This window comes from Pseudomonas sp. TE3786, from assembly GCF_054057335.1.
The window spans coordinates 136,029-152,223 of the sequence record NZ_JBSRZF010000008.1; the positions used below are offsets into that span (position 1 = coordinate 136,029).

At 61.7% G+C, this 16,195-nt stretch carries 14 protein-coding genes and 2 pseudogenes; 10 read left to right on the forward strand and 6 right to left on the reverse strand.

From position 1 onward, the window contains the following. Positions 1-81: 81 nt before the first annotated feature. From ACVW0Y_RS11490 to ACVW0Y_RS11500, 3 genes are all read right to left on the reverse strand, one after another. Positions 82-1,464: a substrate-binding domain-containing protein gene (locus tag ACVW0Y_RS11490; protein ID WP_457438386.1), complete on the reverse strand. Its 1,383-nt coding sequence runs from the start codon at positions 1,462-1,464 to the stop codon at positions 82-84. Between the two features lie 140 nt (positions 1,465-1,604). Further along, entirely contained in the window at positions 1,605-2,348 is a 744-nt protein-coding gene (locus ACVW0Y_RS11495) for a TorF family putative porin (RefSeq protein WP_457438387.1), read from the reverse strand. A gap of 195 nt (positions 2,349-2,543) precedes the next feature. Further along, on the reverse strand, positions 2,544-4,286 hold the full coding sequence (locus tag ACVW0Y_RS11500) for an amidohydrolase (RefSeq protein ID WP_457438389.1): 1,743 nt from the start codon (positions 4,284-4,286) through the stop codon (positions 2,544-2,546). Positions 4,287-4,391: 105 nt separating this feature from the next. Here ACVW0Y_RS11500 and ACVW0Y_RS11505 point away from each other — a divergent pair, with 105 nt between their 5' ends. From ACVW0Y_RS11505 to metE, 10 genes and pseudogenes are all read left to right on the forward strand, one after another. Continuing rightward, entirely contained in the window at positions 4,392-5,378 is a 987-nt protein-coding gene (locus tag ACVW0Y_RS11505) for a LysR family transcriptional regulator (protein WP_457438391.1), read from the forward strand. 160 nt (positions 5,379-5,538) lie between these two features. Beyond that, positions 5,539-7,260: a bifunctional isocitrate dehydrogenase kinase/phosphatase gene (gene aceK / locus ACVW0Y_RS11510; RefSeq protein ID WP_457438392.1), complete on the forward strand. Its 1,722-nt coding sequence runs from the start codon at positions 5,539-5,541 to the stop codon at positions 7,258-7,260. A 141-nt stretch (positions 7,261-7,401) separates the two neighbouring features. Then, a pseudogene (locus ACVW0Y_RS11515) lies at positions 7,402-7,491 on the forward strand (hypothetical protein); the annotation flags it as partial. A 206-nt stretch (positions 7,492-7,697) separates the two neighbouring features. Then, on the forward strand, positions 7,698-8,747 hold the full coding sequence (locus ACVW0Y_RS11520) for a histone deacetylase family protein (RefSeq protein WP_457438394.1): 1,050 nt from the start codon (positions 7,698-7,700) through the stop codon (positions 8,745-8,747). Positions 8,748-8,796: 49 nt separating this feature from the next. Then, a pseudogene (locus ACVW0Y_RS11525) lies at positions 8,797-8,940 on the forward strand (spermidine/putrescine ABC transporter substrate-binding protein PotF); the annotation flags it as partial. A gap of 135 nt (positions 8,941-9,075) precedes the next feature. Next, on the forward strand, positions 9,076-9,936 hold the full coding sequence (locus ACVW0Y_RS11530; protein ID WP_457438395.1) for an urea carboxylase-associated family protein: 861 nt from the start codon (positions 9,076-9,078) through the stop codon (positions 9,934-9,936). 9 nt (positions 9,937-9,945) lie between these two features. Next, a complete protein-coding gene (locus ACVW0Y_RS11535; RefSeq protein WP_457438396.1) occupies positions 9,946-10,692 on the forward strand; it encodes a 5-oxoprolinase subunit PxpA in 747 nt (248 codons plus the stop codon). Beyond that, on the forward strand, positions 10,689-11,393 hold the full coding sequence (pxpB, locus tag ACVW0Y_RS11540) for a 5-oxoprolinase subunit PxpB (RefSeq protein ID WP_457438398.1): 705 nt from the start codon (positions 10,689-10,691) through the stop codon (positions 11,391-11,393). Before ACVW0Y_RS11535 ends, pxpB begins: the two co-directional genes overlap by 4 nt. Beyond that, entirely contained in the window at positions 11,390-12,307 is a 918-nt protein-coding gene (locus ACVW0Y_RS11545; protein ID WP_457438400.1) for a 5-oxoprolinase subunit C family protein, read from the forward strand. Before pxpB ends, ACVW0Y_RS11545 begins: the two co-directional genes overlap by 4 nt. A 359-nt stretch (positions 12,308-12,666) precedes the next feature. Next, positions 12,667-14,961 (forward strand): 5-methyltetrahydropteroyltriglutamate--homocysteine S-methyltransferase, encoded by a 2,295-nt coding sequence (metE, locus tag ACVW0Y_RS11550; protein WP_457438401.1) that lies wholly within the window; start codon positions 12,667-12,669, stop codon positions 14,959-14,961. A gap of 2 nt (positions 14,962-14,963) precedes the next feature. Here the strand turns inward: metE and ACVW0Y_RS11555 are convergent, their stop codons facing one another. From ACVW0Y_RS11555 to ACVW0Y_RS11565, 3 genes are all read right to left on the reverse strand, one after another. Next, entirely contained in the window at positions 14,964-15,530 is a 567-nt protein-coding gene (locus ACVW0Y_RS11555; protein WP_457438402.1) for a histidine phosphatase family protein, read from the reverse strand. Positions 15,531-15,595: 65 nt separating this feature from the next. Further along, the gene (locus tag ACVW0Y_RS11560; protein WP_457438404.1) at positions 15,596-15,820 is read right to left on the reverse strand and encodes a hypothetical protein; all 225 of its coding nucleotides are present in this window, start codon (positions 15,818-15,820) and stop codon (positions 15,596-15,598) included. A gap of 14 nt (positions 15,821-15,834) precedes the next feature. Continuing rightward, entirely contained in the window at positions 15,835-16,185 is a 351-nt protein-coding gene (locus ACVW0Y_RS11565) for a hypothetical protein (RefSeq protein WP_457438406.1), read from the reverse strand. Positions 16,186-16,195 lie beyond the last annotated feature (10 nt).

A 16,195-nucleotide genomic window follows, 5' to 3' on the forward strand; every position in this document is an offset into this window, starting at 1 on the left:
GCGGCTGAAGCCGCTCCTAAGGATTGTGCATTCCCGTAGGAGCGGCTTCAGCCGCGATTGTTTTCAAGCCAAAGCCCGGTGTCAGTACACCCACACCTCAACCCGACGATTCTTGATCCGGCCGTTTTCTGCGCTGTTGGCGGCCACCGGCAGTTCGTCGCCGAGGCCGTCGATATCGCGAAACATCACTCCTTGTTTGGCCAGTTCGCGGCGCACGGTCATGGCCCGCAGCTTGGACAGCAGGGCGGCGCGGGCGGGGTCGGCCTTGGGGTCGCCGAAGCCGAGCAGTACCACGCTGCGGTTGAGCTTGTTGTGGTCTTTCAGGTAGTCCATCACCCGCTGCAGGTCGTAGTGGGATTTGTTGTCCAGCGCGGCACTGCCTTCCTTGAAACGGAAGTTCACTGACAGACGCTGGGCGTCGCGGGCCAGGTCCTGATAGCTCTTGGGCATGTCACTGCTGGGCGCTACTTTGATCGCTTGCACGGTTTGCGCAATAAATCCGGTCTTGGCCACGATGGCCTGACCTTCAGGGCTCTGGGCGAATTTCACCAGGGCGTCGGCCCAGGCGTTTTTGACGTTCGGCGGCAGGTAGAAAAACAGCCGGCGCGACAGCGGATAGTCTTCGGTGGCAATCAGGCTGGTGGACGGTGGCATGGCCTGCGAGTCGCCATCGGCGATGGCCACGGCCTTGGCCTGGCGGATATAGGGCAGGCCGATAAAACCGATACCGGCCGGGTCCTGGGCGACTTCATCGGACAGCTGTTCGCTGGACTCAAAACGCTTGGCAGCGGCCCCCAGGGTTTTGCCGTGGCTGGTCAGTACCAGTTCCTTGAAGGTGTCGTAGGTACCCGAGTTGTCATCGCGGGCATACAGGTGGATGGCCCCACCGCGACCGCCGAGCGCTTCCCAGGTTTTCGCTTCGCCGGAAAAGATCTGCGCCAGCTGCTCGGTGCTCAGGGCACTGAGGGGGTTGCTGGGGTGGAGGATGATCGCCAGGCCGTCGATGGCAATAATCTGCTCGGCGCCACGGCCTTTCAGATCGCCGAGGGCGTTGAGGTCCTGGTATTCGCTGTCCTTGATCGGACGCGAGGAGGCGGCCAGTTCTGCGCTGCCGTCTTTGAGGGCGACGAAGCCGGTGCCCGAGCCGTGGGCGGCGACAATGATCAGCACGTTCTGACCCTGGGCGTTCTGCCCGATCACGCGCTGTTCGTTGTCGTTGCCGGTGGGTTCCATACGGATGTTTTTCAGGCCCTGTTGCTCGAACAGGCCTTTGACCAGCGCCGGGCCGAGTTTGGCGCCGATGGTGTTGGAACCCTGGATACGCAGCGCCGGGGTATCACCGGTGGAGGCGGGCAGTGCGGCGAACACTGACCAGGGCAAGGCGTAGCAGATAAAACCCAACACCAGGAAGGTGACGGTACGAATCCATGTATCACGTTCAGTTACAGCCAGAGCGCGCGGCATGCGGCGGGACCTTATTCTAGAGCGGTGGAAAGTGCCCGGAGAATAAGTCGGAAAGATTGCAGCCACGTTACAGCTGGGGTGAGCAACGGTGCGGCACCGGCAAAATATGCCCAGCGCCGCTGCCGGTGTTCAGCTAAAGATCAGAACGACTTGCTGACGCTGGCCACCACTGTCGAACCACAGGTGTCGGTGAAGCCGTAGTTGCTGGCGCACTGGTCATCGGACAGGTCGGTGTCGATATAGCTCAAGCCCCAGGTGACCTGGAACAGCTCATAGCTGAGCTTGGCTTCCCACTCCCGGTAGGACTCGCTGCCGGTGCCGTTTTGCGACCAGTACGCCGGGTCTTTGAAATCCATCCGGCCGTAACGCAGCTTCAGGCCGATATCGGCCGGCAGGGTGGTTTCATAGCCGACGTAGCTATACAGGGTGTCCTGGTCTTCGCCGGCCACAGTTGGCGCGTCGCTGGAGTAGTAGGCCGCCGCTTTGAAGCCATAGGCGCTGAGAATGCCGTAGACCTCGCTCTGGTTGAACTGACCCTCTTTCGGATAGGCGTACTTGATATAGCCGAGGTCCAGGCTGATGTCGTCGTTGGCCTGCCAGAACCAGCCGGCGTAGTAGTCCACTTCCTGACGGGTTTTCAGGCCGAAGCCGAAATCGACGTTGGAGGTCCAGGCACCGGCATACAGGCCACTGCTGTGCAGCAAGGTGGCACCAGCCTGAGCGGCGGGGTCGCCCTGAGTTTGCGAGATGCCGCGGGTGCGGTAGTCGCTGGCCAGGGTCAGATCGACCTGCACGGCAAAGTCGTCATTCAAGGGAATGGCGGCCTGGCTGGCGAGCGGAAACAGGGCGAGGCCTGCGAGCAGAACGCGGGTGGAGTGCTTCATGGTGTGTTCCCAATGTTGTGATTGTTATGGGCAGTGCGAGGTAAGGCTTCGCCGCGGGCCTGGATGCAACAGGCCGTTGGCGGAGCGGGGGTGACGCTTTTTATTTGAGGTCGCCAAGAGCGTCGCGGCTGAAGCCGCTCCTACGGAGGATTGCGTGGCTCTCGTAGGCGCGGCTTCAGCCGCGATGCTTTTGATCTACAGCGCCGGTGCGTACACTTGTTTGCCGGCGAAGTAGGTGTTCAACACCTGGGTTTCCCCCAGGCTCTTGGCATCGACGGTGAACACATCGCGGTCGAGGATCACGAAGTCGGCGGCCTTGCCGGCTTTCAGCGAGCCGATCTGTTTCTCCAGGCCAATGGTCCGTGCCGCGTTGATGGTGTAGGCGTAGAACATGGTGTCGCGGTCGATACGTTCGTCGGCGTTGAGCACACCTTTCACGCCTTCGCGGCTGATGGCCTGGGCAATCGCCAGCCAGGGGCTGGGGCTGGACACCGGCCAGTCGCTGGCACCGGCGATGGTCGCGCCCTGTTTCAGCAGCGAGTGCGCCGGGTACTGGTATTTGAAGGCGAAGGCGCTGACGTAGGGCTTGACCATATCGATGGTGTATTCATCGCCCGCGGCCCACAGCAGTTGCATGGCGGCGATCACGTTGAGCGGTTTGAAGCGGGCGAACTCTTTCGGGTTGACCAACTGCAAGTGGGTGATCGAGTGGGTAATGCCGCTGTTGCGATCTTTGCGGGCCTGCTCGATGCCATTCAGCGATTCGCGCACGGCGCGGTCGCCGATGGCGTGGATATGCACCAGCCAGCCACGGGCGTCGATGGCGCTGACCAGTTCGCCGAAGTGTTGCGGGTCGATCAGCAGCTCGCCGCGTTTATTCGAGTTGTTGTAAGGGTCGATCAGCGCCGCGCTCTGCGCCGGGTATTCGATCACGCCGTCGGCGAAGATCTTGATGCCTGGCAGGGTCAGGTTGGGGATGCCCTGGAACTGATCGCGGACCTTGGCCAATACATCAAGATCGCTCGGCCGGCTTTTGCCATTGGCCACCAGCAGCGCGGCGACGTGGGCGGTGAGTTCGCCGTTCTCGGACAGCGCTTTGTACACCGGAATAATGCCGACGGATTTCTCCGTAGGGTGCATGGCGAACACCGCCTCACCCGGTGCGGCGTTGGCGGCGGGGTCCATCCAGGCGGTGATGCCCAAGCTGTTGTTGTATTTCACGGCGGCTTGGCCGGCTTTAAACAACACGGCATCGCTGGGTGGCGGCAGCACTTTGGCGGCGCGGTCCCAGCCGGCGTCTACCAGAAAGCCATTGGGCTCACCGTTTTTCAGTTTGCCGATGGTGTCTGCTTCAGCCGCCGGCAGATTCTTGATCAGCTTGGCGTCGATACCGGCGCGCTTGAGCATGGCCGCATTGACCCAGCCGGTGTGGTGGTCGCTGCCGATAAAGGCAATCGGCGTGTTGGCCCATTGGCCTTGGCTAAAGCGTTTGCCCAGGTCTTCGGCTTGCGCCCAGTAGGCGGAGTTCATGCCGCCTACGGTAAGGACTTCGCCATGCCCGGCGCTGCCATCGGCACGCCAGCCTTGCAGGCGTTTTTCCAGTTCAGCCAGGGGCACCACTTCATCGGCCATATTCGCCGCGGCCATTTCCAGACCGCCGAAAATCGCGTGGGAGTGGGCGTCGATCATGCCTGGCATCAGGGCCTTGCCAGCCAGATCGATAACCTGGGTGTTGGCGTCGGCCAGCGCTTTGATTTCGGCATCGCTGCCCACTTGCAGCACTTTCCCGTTTTCCACCGCCAGGGCCTGGGCCTTGGGTTGGCTGCTTTCTGCGGTAAACACTTTGCCGTTGAACAACACCAGATCGGCGGCGGCCATCGATTCCATCGAGGAAAAAGCCACTGCCAGTGCCAACAGGTTCGGAATGAACCTTTTCATGGAAAACCCCTTGTATTTATTGGTCTGGTGGCGAGACTAGCGGCTGAGCCAGGCGGGCAGAACGCCTGGGCGGAGCAAAACCCTTTTGCCTGATTGGAAAAACTCATGGACAAACTCAGTGCCCTTTCCATGTTTGTGGCCACCGCCGAACACGGCAGTTTCAGCCGCGCTGCCGAGCAATTGGGCAAGACGCCGTCGGCCCTGACCAAGGCGGTCAGTCATCTGGAGGCCGAGCTGGGTAGCCGTTTGTTCGAACGCAGCACACGGCGCACGGTGCTTACCGAGGCTGGGCGGCTGTATCTGGAAACGGCGCGGCAAGTGCTGCAGCGGCTGCATGAGGTGGGCGAAGAAATCGGTCAGTTGCAGCACGGCCTGCACGGCAATTTGCGGATTACCGCGCCGCTGGCCTTTGGCCGGGCGTTTCTTGATGAGGTGTGTGCGGGCTTTCTTGCGCAGTACCCGCAACTGACCCTGCATATCGACTTGTGCGATGCCTTCGTCGATCTGGTGGAAAGCGGCTACGACCTGGCCCTGCGTGAAGGCCCCAGTGATTTGCCCGGGCTGATTGCCCGGCGGGTGGGCCGCAACCGCATCTTTATCTGTGCCAGCCCGGCTTATCTGGCGCGCATGCCGGAGACAGTCACGCCTTACAACATCAATGCCCACCACTGGCTGGTGTATCAGCATTCAGCCTTGGACAAACACCTGTGGTACCTGGAGCGTGACGGCCAGCGGCTGACCCTGGCCCATCCCGTGCAGGCGCGGCTGCGCAGTGACAATTACGACCTGTTGCTGGCGGCAGCCCTGGCCGGCACCGGGCTGTTGCATACCCCGGAGTGGAGCATTGGCCCGTACCTGGCCGATGGCCGGCTGGTGCGGGTGTTGACTGATTACGAGATCGACCCGGATGCCTTTGGCCCGCATATATTGGCGGTGTACCCGAGCCATCGCCGTGCCACCGGCAAGGTGCAGGCCTTTATTGATTTTCTCGCGGCGTTTCTGGCCCGGCGCGGGCTGGATGGAGAGGGGCAGGCGATCCGTAGCGAAGCGAAGCCCAACGTGGCGGGCGGCTTTCCACCTCGAAGCCCTTGAGCACCGAGCCATTGATATTGCCCGAGATCCGCCGGTTGCCAGCGACACCACGTTAGCAACACGCAGCGCGGAGATTCTTCTCGGGTGGCTTTCTCTTGGCGCGTCATCTGGCTAAGCTCGGCGTTCGTTGTCGCTTTCATTCAACTGCCGAGAGTTTTTTATGCCCCAGCAATGGCCCGCCGCCGATATCGCCCGGTTGATCCTCGACGGCTTCGATGACTATCGCGAGCATTTCAAACAGATAACCGATGGTGCCCGTGCCCGCTTCGAGCAGGCGCAATGGCAGGAAACCCAGCAAGCCTCGGCAGCGCGAATCAATCTGTACGAAGAGAAAGTCAGTGAAGTGGGCGAGCGCCTGCACGAGAAGCTGAAAGATGAAGTGCTGCTCGACGTGCACCTGTGGCCGCTGGTGAAAAGCGCCTATATCAACCTGATCGACAGCCGGTTCGACGATGAGCTGGCGGAAACCTGGTTCAACTCGATCTTCTGCGGCCTGTTCAGCCATGACCTGATCAGCGATGGCTGCATGTTTATCCATACCACCCGGCCGTCGTTGCGTAGCCACGAGCGCGGTGCGCAAACCCGCACCTATATGCCGCAGGTGAACCTCACCGGCATGCTCGAGCAAGTTTTCCACGACTACAAATTCAGCGTGCCCTACGAAAACCTCAACCGCGACCTGGCGCGCCTGGAAGGCCAACTGCGCGCCAACCTGCCGGACTGGGTGTGCAAAGACCCGGAGCTGTGCATCGAGCTGTTTTCCTCGGTGCTGTACCGCAACAAAGGTGCCTATCTGGTGGGCCGCATCTACACCCGCGACGAGCAATGGCCGCTGGTGATTCCCTTGCTGCACCGCGAAGAGCGCGGCATTCAGGTGGATGCGCTGATTACCGACGAAGCCGAAGTGTCGATCATCTTCTCCTTCACCCGTTCCTATTTCATGGTCGATGTGGCGATTCCGGCGGAGTTCGTCGGCTTTCTCAAACGCATTCTGCCGGGCAAGCACATCGCCGAGCTGTACACCTCGATCGGCTTCTACAAACACGGTAAATCCGAGTTCTACCGCTCGTTGATCAACCACCTGGCCAACACCGATGACCGCTTTATCATGGCCCCCGGTGTACGCGGCATGGTCATGAGTGTGTTCACCCTGCCGGGCTTCAACACCGTGTTCAAAATCATCAAGGACAAGTTCTCGCCATCGAAGAACGTCGACCGCGCCACGGTGATCGAGAAATACCGCATGGTGAAAAGTGTCGACCGGGTAGGGCGCATGGCCGACACCCAGGAATTCGCCGATTTCCGTTTCCCCAAGGCCAAGTTCGATCCCGAATGCCTGGCCGAGCTGCTGGAAGTGGCACCGTCCACCGTCGAGCTGGAAGGTGACGTAGTGTTGGTGCGCCACTGCTGGACCGAGCGGCGCATGACACCGCTGAATATCTACCTGGAACACGCCAATGAGGCCCAAGTGCTCGAAGCGCTGGAAGACTACGGCCTGGCCATCAAGCAACTGGCGGCGGCGAATATCTTCCCTGGCGATATGTTGCTGAAGAATTTCGGCGTCACCCGTCACGGTCGCGTGGTGTTTTATGACTACGACGAAATCTGCGCCTTGACCGAAGCCAATTTCCGGGTGATTCCGCCACCGCGTTATCCGGAAGACGAGATGTCCTCCGAGCCTTGGTATTCGATTGGCCCGCTGGATGTATTCCCCGAGGAATTCCCGCCTTTCCTGTTCGCCGATATGGGCCAGCGCAAGCTGTTCAGCGAGCTGCATGGCGATCTGTACAAGGCCGAGTACTGGCAGAGCCTGCAGGAGGCGATTCGCGCCGGCAAGGTGATCGACGTGTTCCCGTACCGGCGTAAAGAGCAGCTGAACTGACTGTTCATGGCTGAGGCGCTGGTCTCCCGCTCGTCGTGGCTCAATTCGCTGCATATGTCCACGCTCACTGTGGCCTTGTTGCAGGCCCAGGCCCAGGGCCACGCGCCGGAGGCGGTGCTGGAAGTCAGTGGCATTTGCACTGCCGATCTGCGCGGCTTCAGCGAAACCGCCGGCCTGCGCCACGCCTTGCAACGCTGGAGCGGGCAGCCGCCGGGTTATTTCCGGGTTTGACTCCCTCGTTCCCGTAGGAGCGGCTTTAGCCGCGATGCTCTTTGTTTTTAACAGCATCGCGGCTAAAGCCGCTCCTACCAGTTCGTAGTTATTTCGGCCATAAAAATTGGCCATATCTATCCCCTTTTGGCCTGCGCCAGCGTTCACCCGTTGTCACGCCTGTGTCCACAATGTGTGCACAAGAACACTGATGAGGAGCGCCCCGAATGTTGACCGTCTACAGCGACGACCACCGTCTGCACCACGGCCAGGCCGAATGGGTCGATGGCCAGTTGCAGCCCTGTTTTGAAATGCCCAGCCGTGCCGATACGGTGTTGGCGCGGGTCAAGCAGCAGAACCTTGGCGCGGTGATCGAGCCCAAGGACTTCGGCCTCGCGCCCATCGCCCGGGTCCACGACGGTGCCTACCTGACGTTTCTGCAAAACGCCTGGGCGCGCTGGGCCGCCGAAGGCCATAGCTGCGATCTGTTGCCCTCGTGCTTTCCCGGTCGCCGCTTGCGCCGCGACGGGCCGATTCCTCGGGCGTTGATCGGTGAGTTGGGGCATTACTGCTTCGATACCGAAGCGTCGATCACCGCCGGCACTTGGCAGGCGATCTACAGCTCGGCACAAGTCGCGCTTACCGCCCAGGACCATATGCGCCAAGGCGCGCGCTCCGCATTCGCCCTGTGCCGGCCGCCAGGGCACCACGCCGGCAGCGACTTTATGGGCGGTTACTGCTTCCTCAATAACGTCGCCATCGCTACCCAGGCCTTCCTCGATCAGGGTGCCCAGCGCGTGGCCATCCTCGATGTCGATTACCACCACGGCAACGGCACCCAGGAAATCTTCTACCAACGTGGCGATGTGCTGTTCGCCTCCATCCATGGCGACCCGCTGGATGAGTACCCGTACTTCCTCGGCAACGCCGACGAAACCGGCGAAGGGGCAGGCGAGGGCTGCAACCACAACTACCCATTGGCCCTTGGCAGTGGCTGGGCAGAGTGGAGTGCTGCGCTGGACGATGCCTGCAATAAGATCGCGGCGTATGCGCCGGATGTGCTGGTGATTTCCCTCGGTGTCGATACCTACAAAGAAGACCCGATTTCGCAGTTCAAACTCGACTCGCCGGACTATCTGGCCATGGGCGCACGCATAGCCGCCCTCGGCCTGCCGAGCTTGTTTGTGATGGAAGGCGGTTATGCGGTGGAAGCCATCGGCATCAATGCCGTCAACGTATTGCAAGGTTATGAGCGCGCGACCCATGGGCAGGCCTGAATTCTTCGCCCTGGTGCTTGGCACCTTGCTGTGGGCCAGCGCCACGGCCATGGCCGCAGAACCGGTGGTGCGGATCTCCAACTGGTTCGACTACATCGGCCCCGATTCCTTGAAGGGCTTCATAGCGGAAACCGGCAGTAGGCCCAAGTACGACGTCCACCCCAGCAACGAAGTGCTGGAAGCCAAGCTGATCTAGATTTTCTCCCTGTATAGGGAAGAAAAAGCTCGCGGCCAAAGCCCCTTCCACCTAGAAATACGGTCCATGGGGGAGGGGCGTTGGCCGCGATGCTGTTGACCTTAAAACCCGTCAATAAAAGGAACCCCGTCCATGCCCAAGGCCTACAAAGACTACCCAGCCGCCTATCAGGTCAGCAAAGGCTCGGCCTTGCAGGTGGATGAGGCTTTTTACCAGCGTATCCGCGAACGCAAAGACGCACGCACTTTGCTGGAATCCTTCGAAATCCCGATTCGCACCGGCCGCGCCTGGAACGTCCCGGCGGGCCATGTATTTCGCATCACCACCCCGGTCGGCCCACAAGTTGGCGACCTGAATATCTGGAACGCCAACGACCCCCGCGAGCGCCTGTGGGCCGCGCGCACCCGTCAGTTGCAAGGCGCTCACGTCAGCACCTACGACCGCCTGTGGTCGAACCTGCCGTTTCTGCGTCCGCTGGTGACCATCACCGATGACAGCCTGGCCGCCTACGGCATCGATGAACATGGCGGGCGGCTGCACGATCTGCTCGGCACCCGCTGCGATCCCTACGTGAACAAGATGCTCACCGGCGAAGACTTCCATCACCACTGTCATTCCAACCTGACCCGCGCAGTGCTGCCCCATGGCCTCACCGAGTTCGACGTGCACGATGTGCTCAATGTGTTTCAGTGCACCGGCCTCAACGATGACGACCTGTACTTTATGAAAGCCTGCCCGGCCAAGCAGGGTGACTACCTGGAGTTCTTTGCCGAAATCGACCTGCTCTGCGCGCTCTCTACCTGCCCGGGTGGCGATCTGTCGCTGCCGATGTGGGGGCCGGAAGCGCAAGATCCGTTGAGCGTGTGTCGCCCCCTGGGCGTTGAAATCTATACACTCGACGCCGCCTTGCTGCAGGGCTGGAAGCAACCCCAGCGCGCTGCCTATAACGGCCAGCATGGTTTGCGCATTGAAGCTCCGGCGTGGGAGCGATAGGAGAAGGCCATGCTGTTACTCAACTGCGATATCGGCGAGAGCTTTGGGACCTGGTCCATGGGCCTGGATGAACAGGTCATGCCCTTTATCGACTGCGCCAATATCGCCTGCGGCTTTCACGCCGGGGACCCCGGCACCATGCGCAAAACTGTGGCCCTGGCCCTTGACCATCAGGTGCGGATTGGCGCCCATCCGGCCTACCCGGACCTGGTTGGCTTTGGTCGCCGCTCCATGGCCTGTTCGCCGCAGGAAGTGATGGATCTGCTGCACTATCAGCTCGGCGCGCTGGCCGGTGTCTGTCGCGCCCAGGGCGGCCAGGTGGAGTACGTCAAACCCCATGGCGCGCTGTACAACGACATGATGAGCAACCCCACGCTGCTGCGTGCGGTATTCCAGGCGGTGGCCAGTTACGGCGATGGCTTGCGCCTGATGCTGCTGGGCCGCGCCGACAACCGCCAGGCCCAGGCCTTAAGCGATGAATTTGGCGTGCCGCTGTGGTTCGAAGCCTTTAGTGATCGCGCCTACGATGGCGCTGGCAATCTGCTGTCGCGTAGCTTGCCGGGGGCGGTGCATCACGAGCCTGAGCGGATCGTCGCCCAGGCCCTGGATCTGGCCCAGGGCAAGGCCCTGATCGCCAGCGATGGCAGCGCTTTGCAATTGCAGGTCGATACCCTCTGCGTACATGGCGACAACGCCGCTTCGGTGGCCGCGGTGCAGCGTATTCGTCAGGCACTCGATCAGCTGCAATCGGTATGAAGGTGCGGGTTGAAGTCGTTGCCATCGATTGCCTGATGCTGCGTCTGTTCGATGCAATCGACCAAGCCCATATGCCCTGGCTGCTTGCCGCCGCGCAGCGGCTGCGGGCGGTGTTTGCCGATGCGCTGATCGATCTGGTGCCGTCCTATACCACTCTGATGCTGCAGTACGATTTGCAGCGGATCGGTTCGGCCCAAGCCCGTGAGTTGATCGCCGAGGCTTTGCAGGATTTGCAGCCAGTGGAAGAGGGCGCTGGCCGCTTGCAGGAAATTCCGGTGTGGTACCACCCGCAGGTAGGGCCCGAACTAGCGCTGCTGGCCAGGCGCAGTGGCTTGTCGGTCAGCCAGGTTATCGAGCTGCACAGCCGCCATGAGTACTCGGTATTTGCCCTCGGTTTTGCCCCGGGGTTTGCCTATATGGGCCTGGTGGTGCCGGAACTTGCCGCGCCGCGCCTGGCGACTCCACGCAAGCGGGTCACCCAGGGCAGCGTGGCCCTGGCCGAGCGGCAGACCGCCACGTACCCGCAAACCTCACCGGGCGGCTGGAATGTGCTGGGGCGCACGCCCACGGCTTTATTCAACCGTGAACTCGACGGCTACAGCCTGCTGCAACCCGGCGACCGGGTGCGTTTTGTGGCCATCGAGCACGCCGAATTTATCCGCCTGGGTGGCGATGACAGCCCGCTGGAGGCGCTGCCATGAAGGGCCTGCGGGTGGAGCAGAGCACGCCACTGGTGCAGTTGCAGGATGGTGGCCGTTTTGGCGTGCGCCATCTGGGCGTGACCCAGGGCGGCGCGGCGGACTGGCTGTCGATGTCCTGGGCCAACTGGCTGCTGGGCAACGCCCTGGATGCGCCGGTGATCGAAATCACCCTGGGTGGTCTTGAGGTGTTGCTGCAGCAGGACGCCGTGCTGGCCCTGGCCGGCGCGGATCTGGCCGCCAGCCTCGATGGCCAGCCGCTGCAGCCCTGGCAGAGCTTTACCCTGCGTGCCGGCCAGCGCTTGCGCTTTAACCATCCGCAATCCGGTTTGCGTGCTTATCTGGCGGCACCGGGGGGCTTTGTCTGTGCGCCCACTCTGGGCAGCGTCAGTACCGTCAGCCGCGAAGGGCTGGGCGGCCTGCAGGGCGATGGTCGGGCGCTACAGAGCGGCGATCAGTTGCGCTGGGAAGGTAGCGGCAGCCAGGCTCGGCAATTGCCGGCAGAGCGGATTCCGCACCTGAGTCTGCAGCAGCCGCTGGAGCTGGTGTTGGGCGCACAGATCGGCGATTTCAGCGGCCGCTCGCTGTTCGATCTGTTCAACCGCACCTGGCAACTGGACAGCCGCGCCGACCGCATGGGCATCCGCTTGCTCGGCCCGGTTCTGGAGTACCAGGGCACCGCGCTGATCTCCGAAGGTATTCCCCTGGGCGCCATTCAGGTACCGCCGGACGGCCAGCCGATTGTGTTGCTCAACGACCGGCAAACCATTGGCGGCTATCCCCGTGTGGGGGCGCTGACGCCCTACGCGCTGGCGCGTCTGGCCCAGGCGCAAACGGGCGATAGCCTGCGTTTTGTACCGGTGTTGCAAGTCGATGCCGAAGCCCGCCATCGGCGTCTGTTGCAAGCCTTCGCTTGAGCTAAGTTTGCTGCGGCACCGAGCAACACGGCGCTAGGAAGCTCCCGGCGCTGTACGCGGTTAATTGTCTAGAGTTCCCAATATTCCCGGGACGCTTTGGACGGATGCCGCGATCAGACAGCTAACCCTTACAGCCAAGGCTTTGATCCTTAATGGGTTACTTGCACGCAGTGTCCAGGCCGTCACGCCGGTACGGGTGATCGCCACCAGCGGCATGGGATTACGGTGGAGAACCAGCCGGCAGCCTTCGGAGTAACGTGAGGATTATTCGTCTTTATCGAGAATTTATTGAATTTGTCTCACTTAGCCGAGGGTGGTGATATGTGCGCCTTGAATTTTCCTTGGAGCACACCCCCCAAATGGCATTGGCCCACACCCTTGGTTTTCCCCGTATCGGTCACGACCGCGAGCTGAAAAAAGCCCAGGAAGCCTTCTGGAAAGGCGAGCTGGACGAAGCCGGTTTGCGCGCCGTCGGCAGCGCACTGCGGGCCCGGCACTGGCAGGTACAAAAAGACGCCGGCATCGATCTGCTGCCAGTCGGCGACTTCGCCTGGTATGACCAGGTGCTCACCCACTCGCTGACCTTCGGCGTGATTCCCGAGCGCTTTCGCCCACACACCGGCAAACCCAATCTGCACACCCTGTTCGCCATGGCCCGTGGGGTCAGCGACAGTTGCTGCGGCGGTGCCCATGCCCAGGAGATGACCAAGTGGTTCGATACCAACTACCACTACCTGGTGCCGGAGTTTGCCGTGGACCAGCAGTTCCAGCTGAGCTGGGAGCAGCTGTTCGACGAAGTGGCTGAAGCCAAGGCCCTGGGGCATAAGGTCAAACCGGTGGTAATCGGCCCGCTGACCTATCTGTGGCTGGGCAAGAGCAAAGGCACCGAGTTCGACAAGCTGGATCTGCTCGAACGCTTGTTGCCGCTCTATGGGCAGATCTTCCAACGCCTGGCTGCGCTGGGTGTGGAATGGGTGCAGATCGATGAACCGATTCTGGTGCTGGACCTGCCGCAGGAGTGGAAAAACGCCTTCGAGCGCGCCTACAACCTGCTCCAGGGCGAGCCGCTGAAAAAACTGCTGGCCACCTATTTTGGCGGTTTGGAAGACAACCTCGGCCTGGCGGCCAACTTACCGGTAGATGGTTTGCACATCGATCTGGTGCGCGCGCCGGAGCAGTTCCCGAGCATTCTCGATCGCCTGCCCGCCTACAAGATTCTGTCCCTCGGGGTGGTCAACGGGCGCAATGTCTGGCGCTGCGATCTGCACCCGGTGCTGGCCCTGCTGCGCGAGGCCCACGAGCGCCTGGGTGAGCGTCTGTGGGTGGCACCGTCTTGCTCCTTGTTGCATAGCCCGGTCGACCTGGCCCGTGAAGAGCAACTGGATGCCGAGCTGAAAAGCTGGCTGGCCTTTGCCGTGCAGAAATGCCAGGAGGTGGCGATTCTCGCCCGTGGCGTCAGCGCGCCCGAGGACCCGCAAGTGTTGGCAGCGCTGGCCGTCAGCAACGCCGTGCAGGCCGCCCGTGCCGCCTCGCCACGGATTCACAAACCTGCGGTGCAAGCACGTCTGGCCGCCGTTGACCCGCAGCATAGCCAGCGTCCGTCGCCATTCCCGGTGCGGGCCGAGAAGCAGCGCGCCGGCTTGAATCTGCCGCGTTTCCCCACCACCACGATTGGTTCGTTCCCGCAGACCGCCTCCATTCGCCTGGCGCGGCAGTCGTTCAAGCAGGGCAGGCTGAGCCTGGCCGACTATACCGAAGCCATGCACAGCGAAATCCGCCATGCGGTGGACGTACAGGAGAAGCTCGGCCTGGATGTACTGGTGCACGGCGAAGCCGAGCGCAACGACATGGTCGAGTACTTTGCCGAGCAGCTGGATGGCTATGCCTTCACCCGCTTTGGTTGGGTGCAGAGCTACGGCTCACGCTGCGTCAAACCGGCGGTGATCTTTGGTGACCTGAGCCGCCCGGCGGCGATGACGGTGGACTGGATTCGCTACGCCCAGGGGCTGACCAAGAAGATCGTCAAAGGCATGCTCACCGGCCCGGTCACCCTGCTGATGTGGTCGTTCCCCCGCGAAGACGTCAGCCGCGAAGTGCAGGCGCGGCAACTGGCGCTGGCCATTCGTGATGAGGTGGTGGATCTGGAAGCTGCCGGTATCAGGATCGTGCAGATCGATGAAGCGGCTTTTCGCGAAGGCTTGCCGCTGCGTAAATCGCAGTGGCAGCACTACCTGGATTGGGCCGCTGAGTCGTTCCGCCTGTGCGCCTCTGGCGTGCGTGACGAAACCCAGATCCATACCCATATGTGCTACAGCGAGTTCAACGACGTGATCAGGTCCATCGCGGCAATGGATGCCGACGTGATCACCATCGAGACCTCGCGCTCGGATATGCAGTTGCTGGATGCCTTCGAATCCTTCGCCTACCCCAACGAGATCGGCCCAGGCGTCTACGACATCCACTCACCCCGCGTACCGAGTAGCGAGGAAATGGCCAACTTGCTGCGCCAAGCCGCCCAGCGCATCCCGGCCAGTCGTCTCTGGGTGAACCCGGATTGCGGCTTGAAAACCCGCGCCTGGCCGGAAACCGAAGCGGCGTTGGTGAATATGGTGGCGGCAGCACGGCGGCTGCGTGAGGAAATTCCGGCGGTGTAACTCTAAATCTGCTTGCCTGCTGACACGCGTAGCCGCCACTGGCCGTAACGGCTCAGCTGCAGCATCGACAGCGGTTCGATATCGATTGGATAAGCACTGGCAGGCGGGCAGCGCAGCACATGCACCAACGCTGCGCGCATCACCCAGGGATGGGTGATCGCCAACCAGTGGCCGGGTTCTCGGAAGGTGTCCAGCCAGGTGCCGACCCGGGCACAGAGTTGCTCCAGCGACTCGCCACCGGGCGGTGCTATCGCACTGTTTTCCAACCACTGCGCCAAGGCATCGGGCTGATCGGCCTGCAGGGTTTTCAGGGCCTGGCCTTGCCAGTCGCCCATGGCGTAATCCTGCAGTTCTGGAACCAGGAGCCACTCGCCGCCAAAGAGTGCCGCGGTTTGCTGCGTGCGTAATTCCGCTGCACACAACACCCCATGAAAATCGCCAACGGCACCAGTCAGGGTGGCCTGCTGCTGTGGTGTAAGCGTTTCGATGGGCTCATCCACGGGAAAACGGCCAAGTTTTTGCGCGGCCGTGGGGGCGTGGGCAAGCAGGGTCAGGCGGGTGGCTTTCATGGTGGTGCTGCGAGTTCTTTGGCTAGGGCGTCACTGTAATCGACCCGGCGGTTTTTTACCCCGGGTTAACCGTTCGAGTACAGGATCCAAAAGCCGAGGAAGGCGCGGGTCAAAATAAACGCGACAAAGGCGAAATAGCCGAGGGCGCTGAGTTTGGCCAGCCAGTTCAAGGCGTGAAATCGCCTGGCTGGCGCGGCGTTCCAGACAGCACGCAAGCCCAGGGGCGTGGCGATCAGAAACGGCGGCAATGTTGCCAGGTGCGGGTTGCCGGGGTCTCGAAAAGCGGTCAACGCTGCTGCCGGCCTCACAGATCGAACAGATAACCCAGAGCAGCAATTATCAACGCCACGGCAGCGAACAACAGCGCCGGCGCTGAGGTGAGCTTGCCGAGCAGTGCCTGCCGTTTTTGCCGGCGTATCTCCTGCAACTCGCTGGCGACTTCCGGTTGGATATCGCCGATAAAGCTGCGGCTGTTGTAGATCAGGTGCCTGGCCAGGGTTAGCTGACTCACCCGAAAACAGACAATCGAGAAAATCGCGTTGCCCTCCGGGTCGACACCGATATTGACCACGTCAGAATCCAGGCCGTGCTGGCGCAGGGCGGCGTTCAGATAGGTGGCGCGGGTTTGTTCCTTGAATTCCAATAGGGTGTACATACAGGGCGTT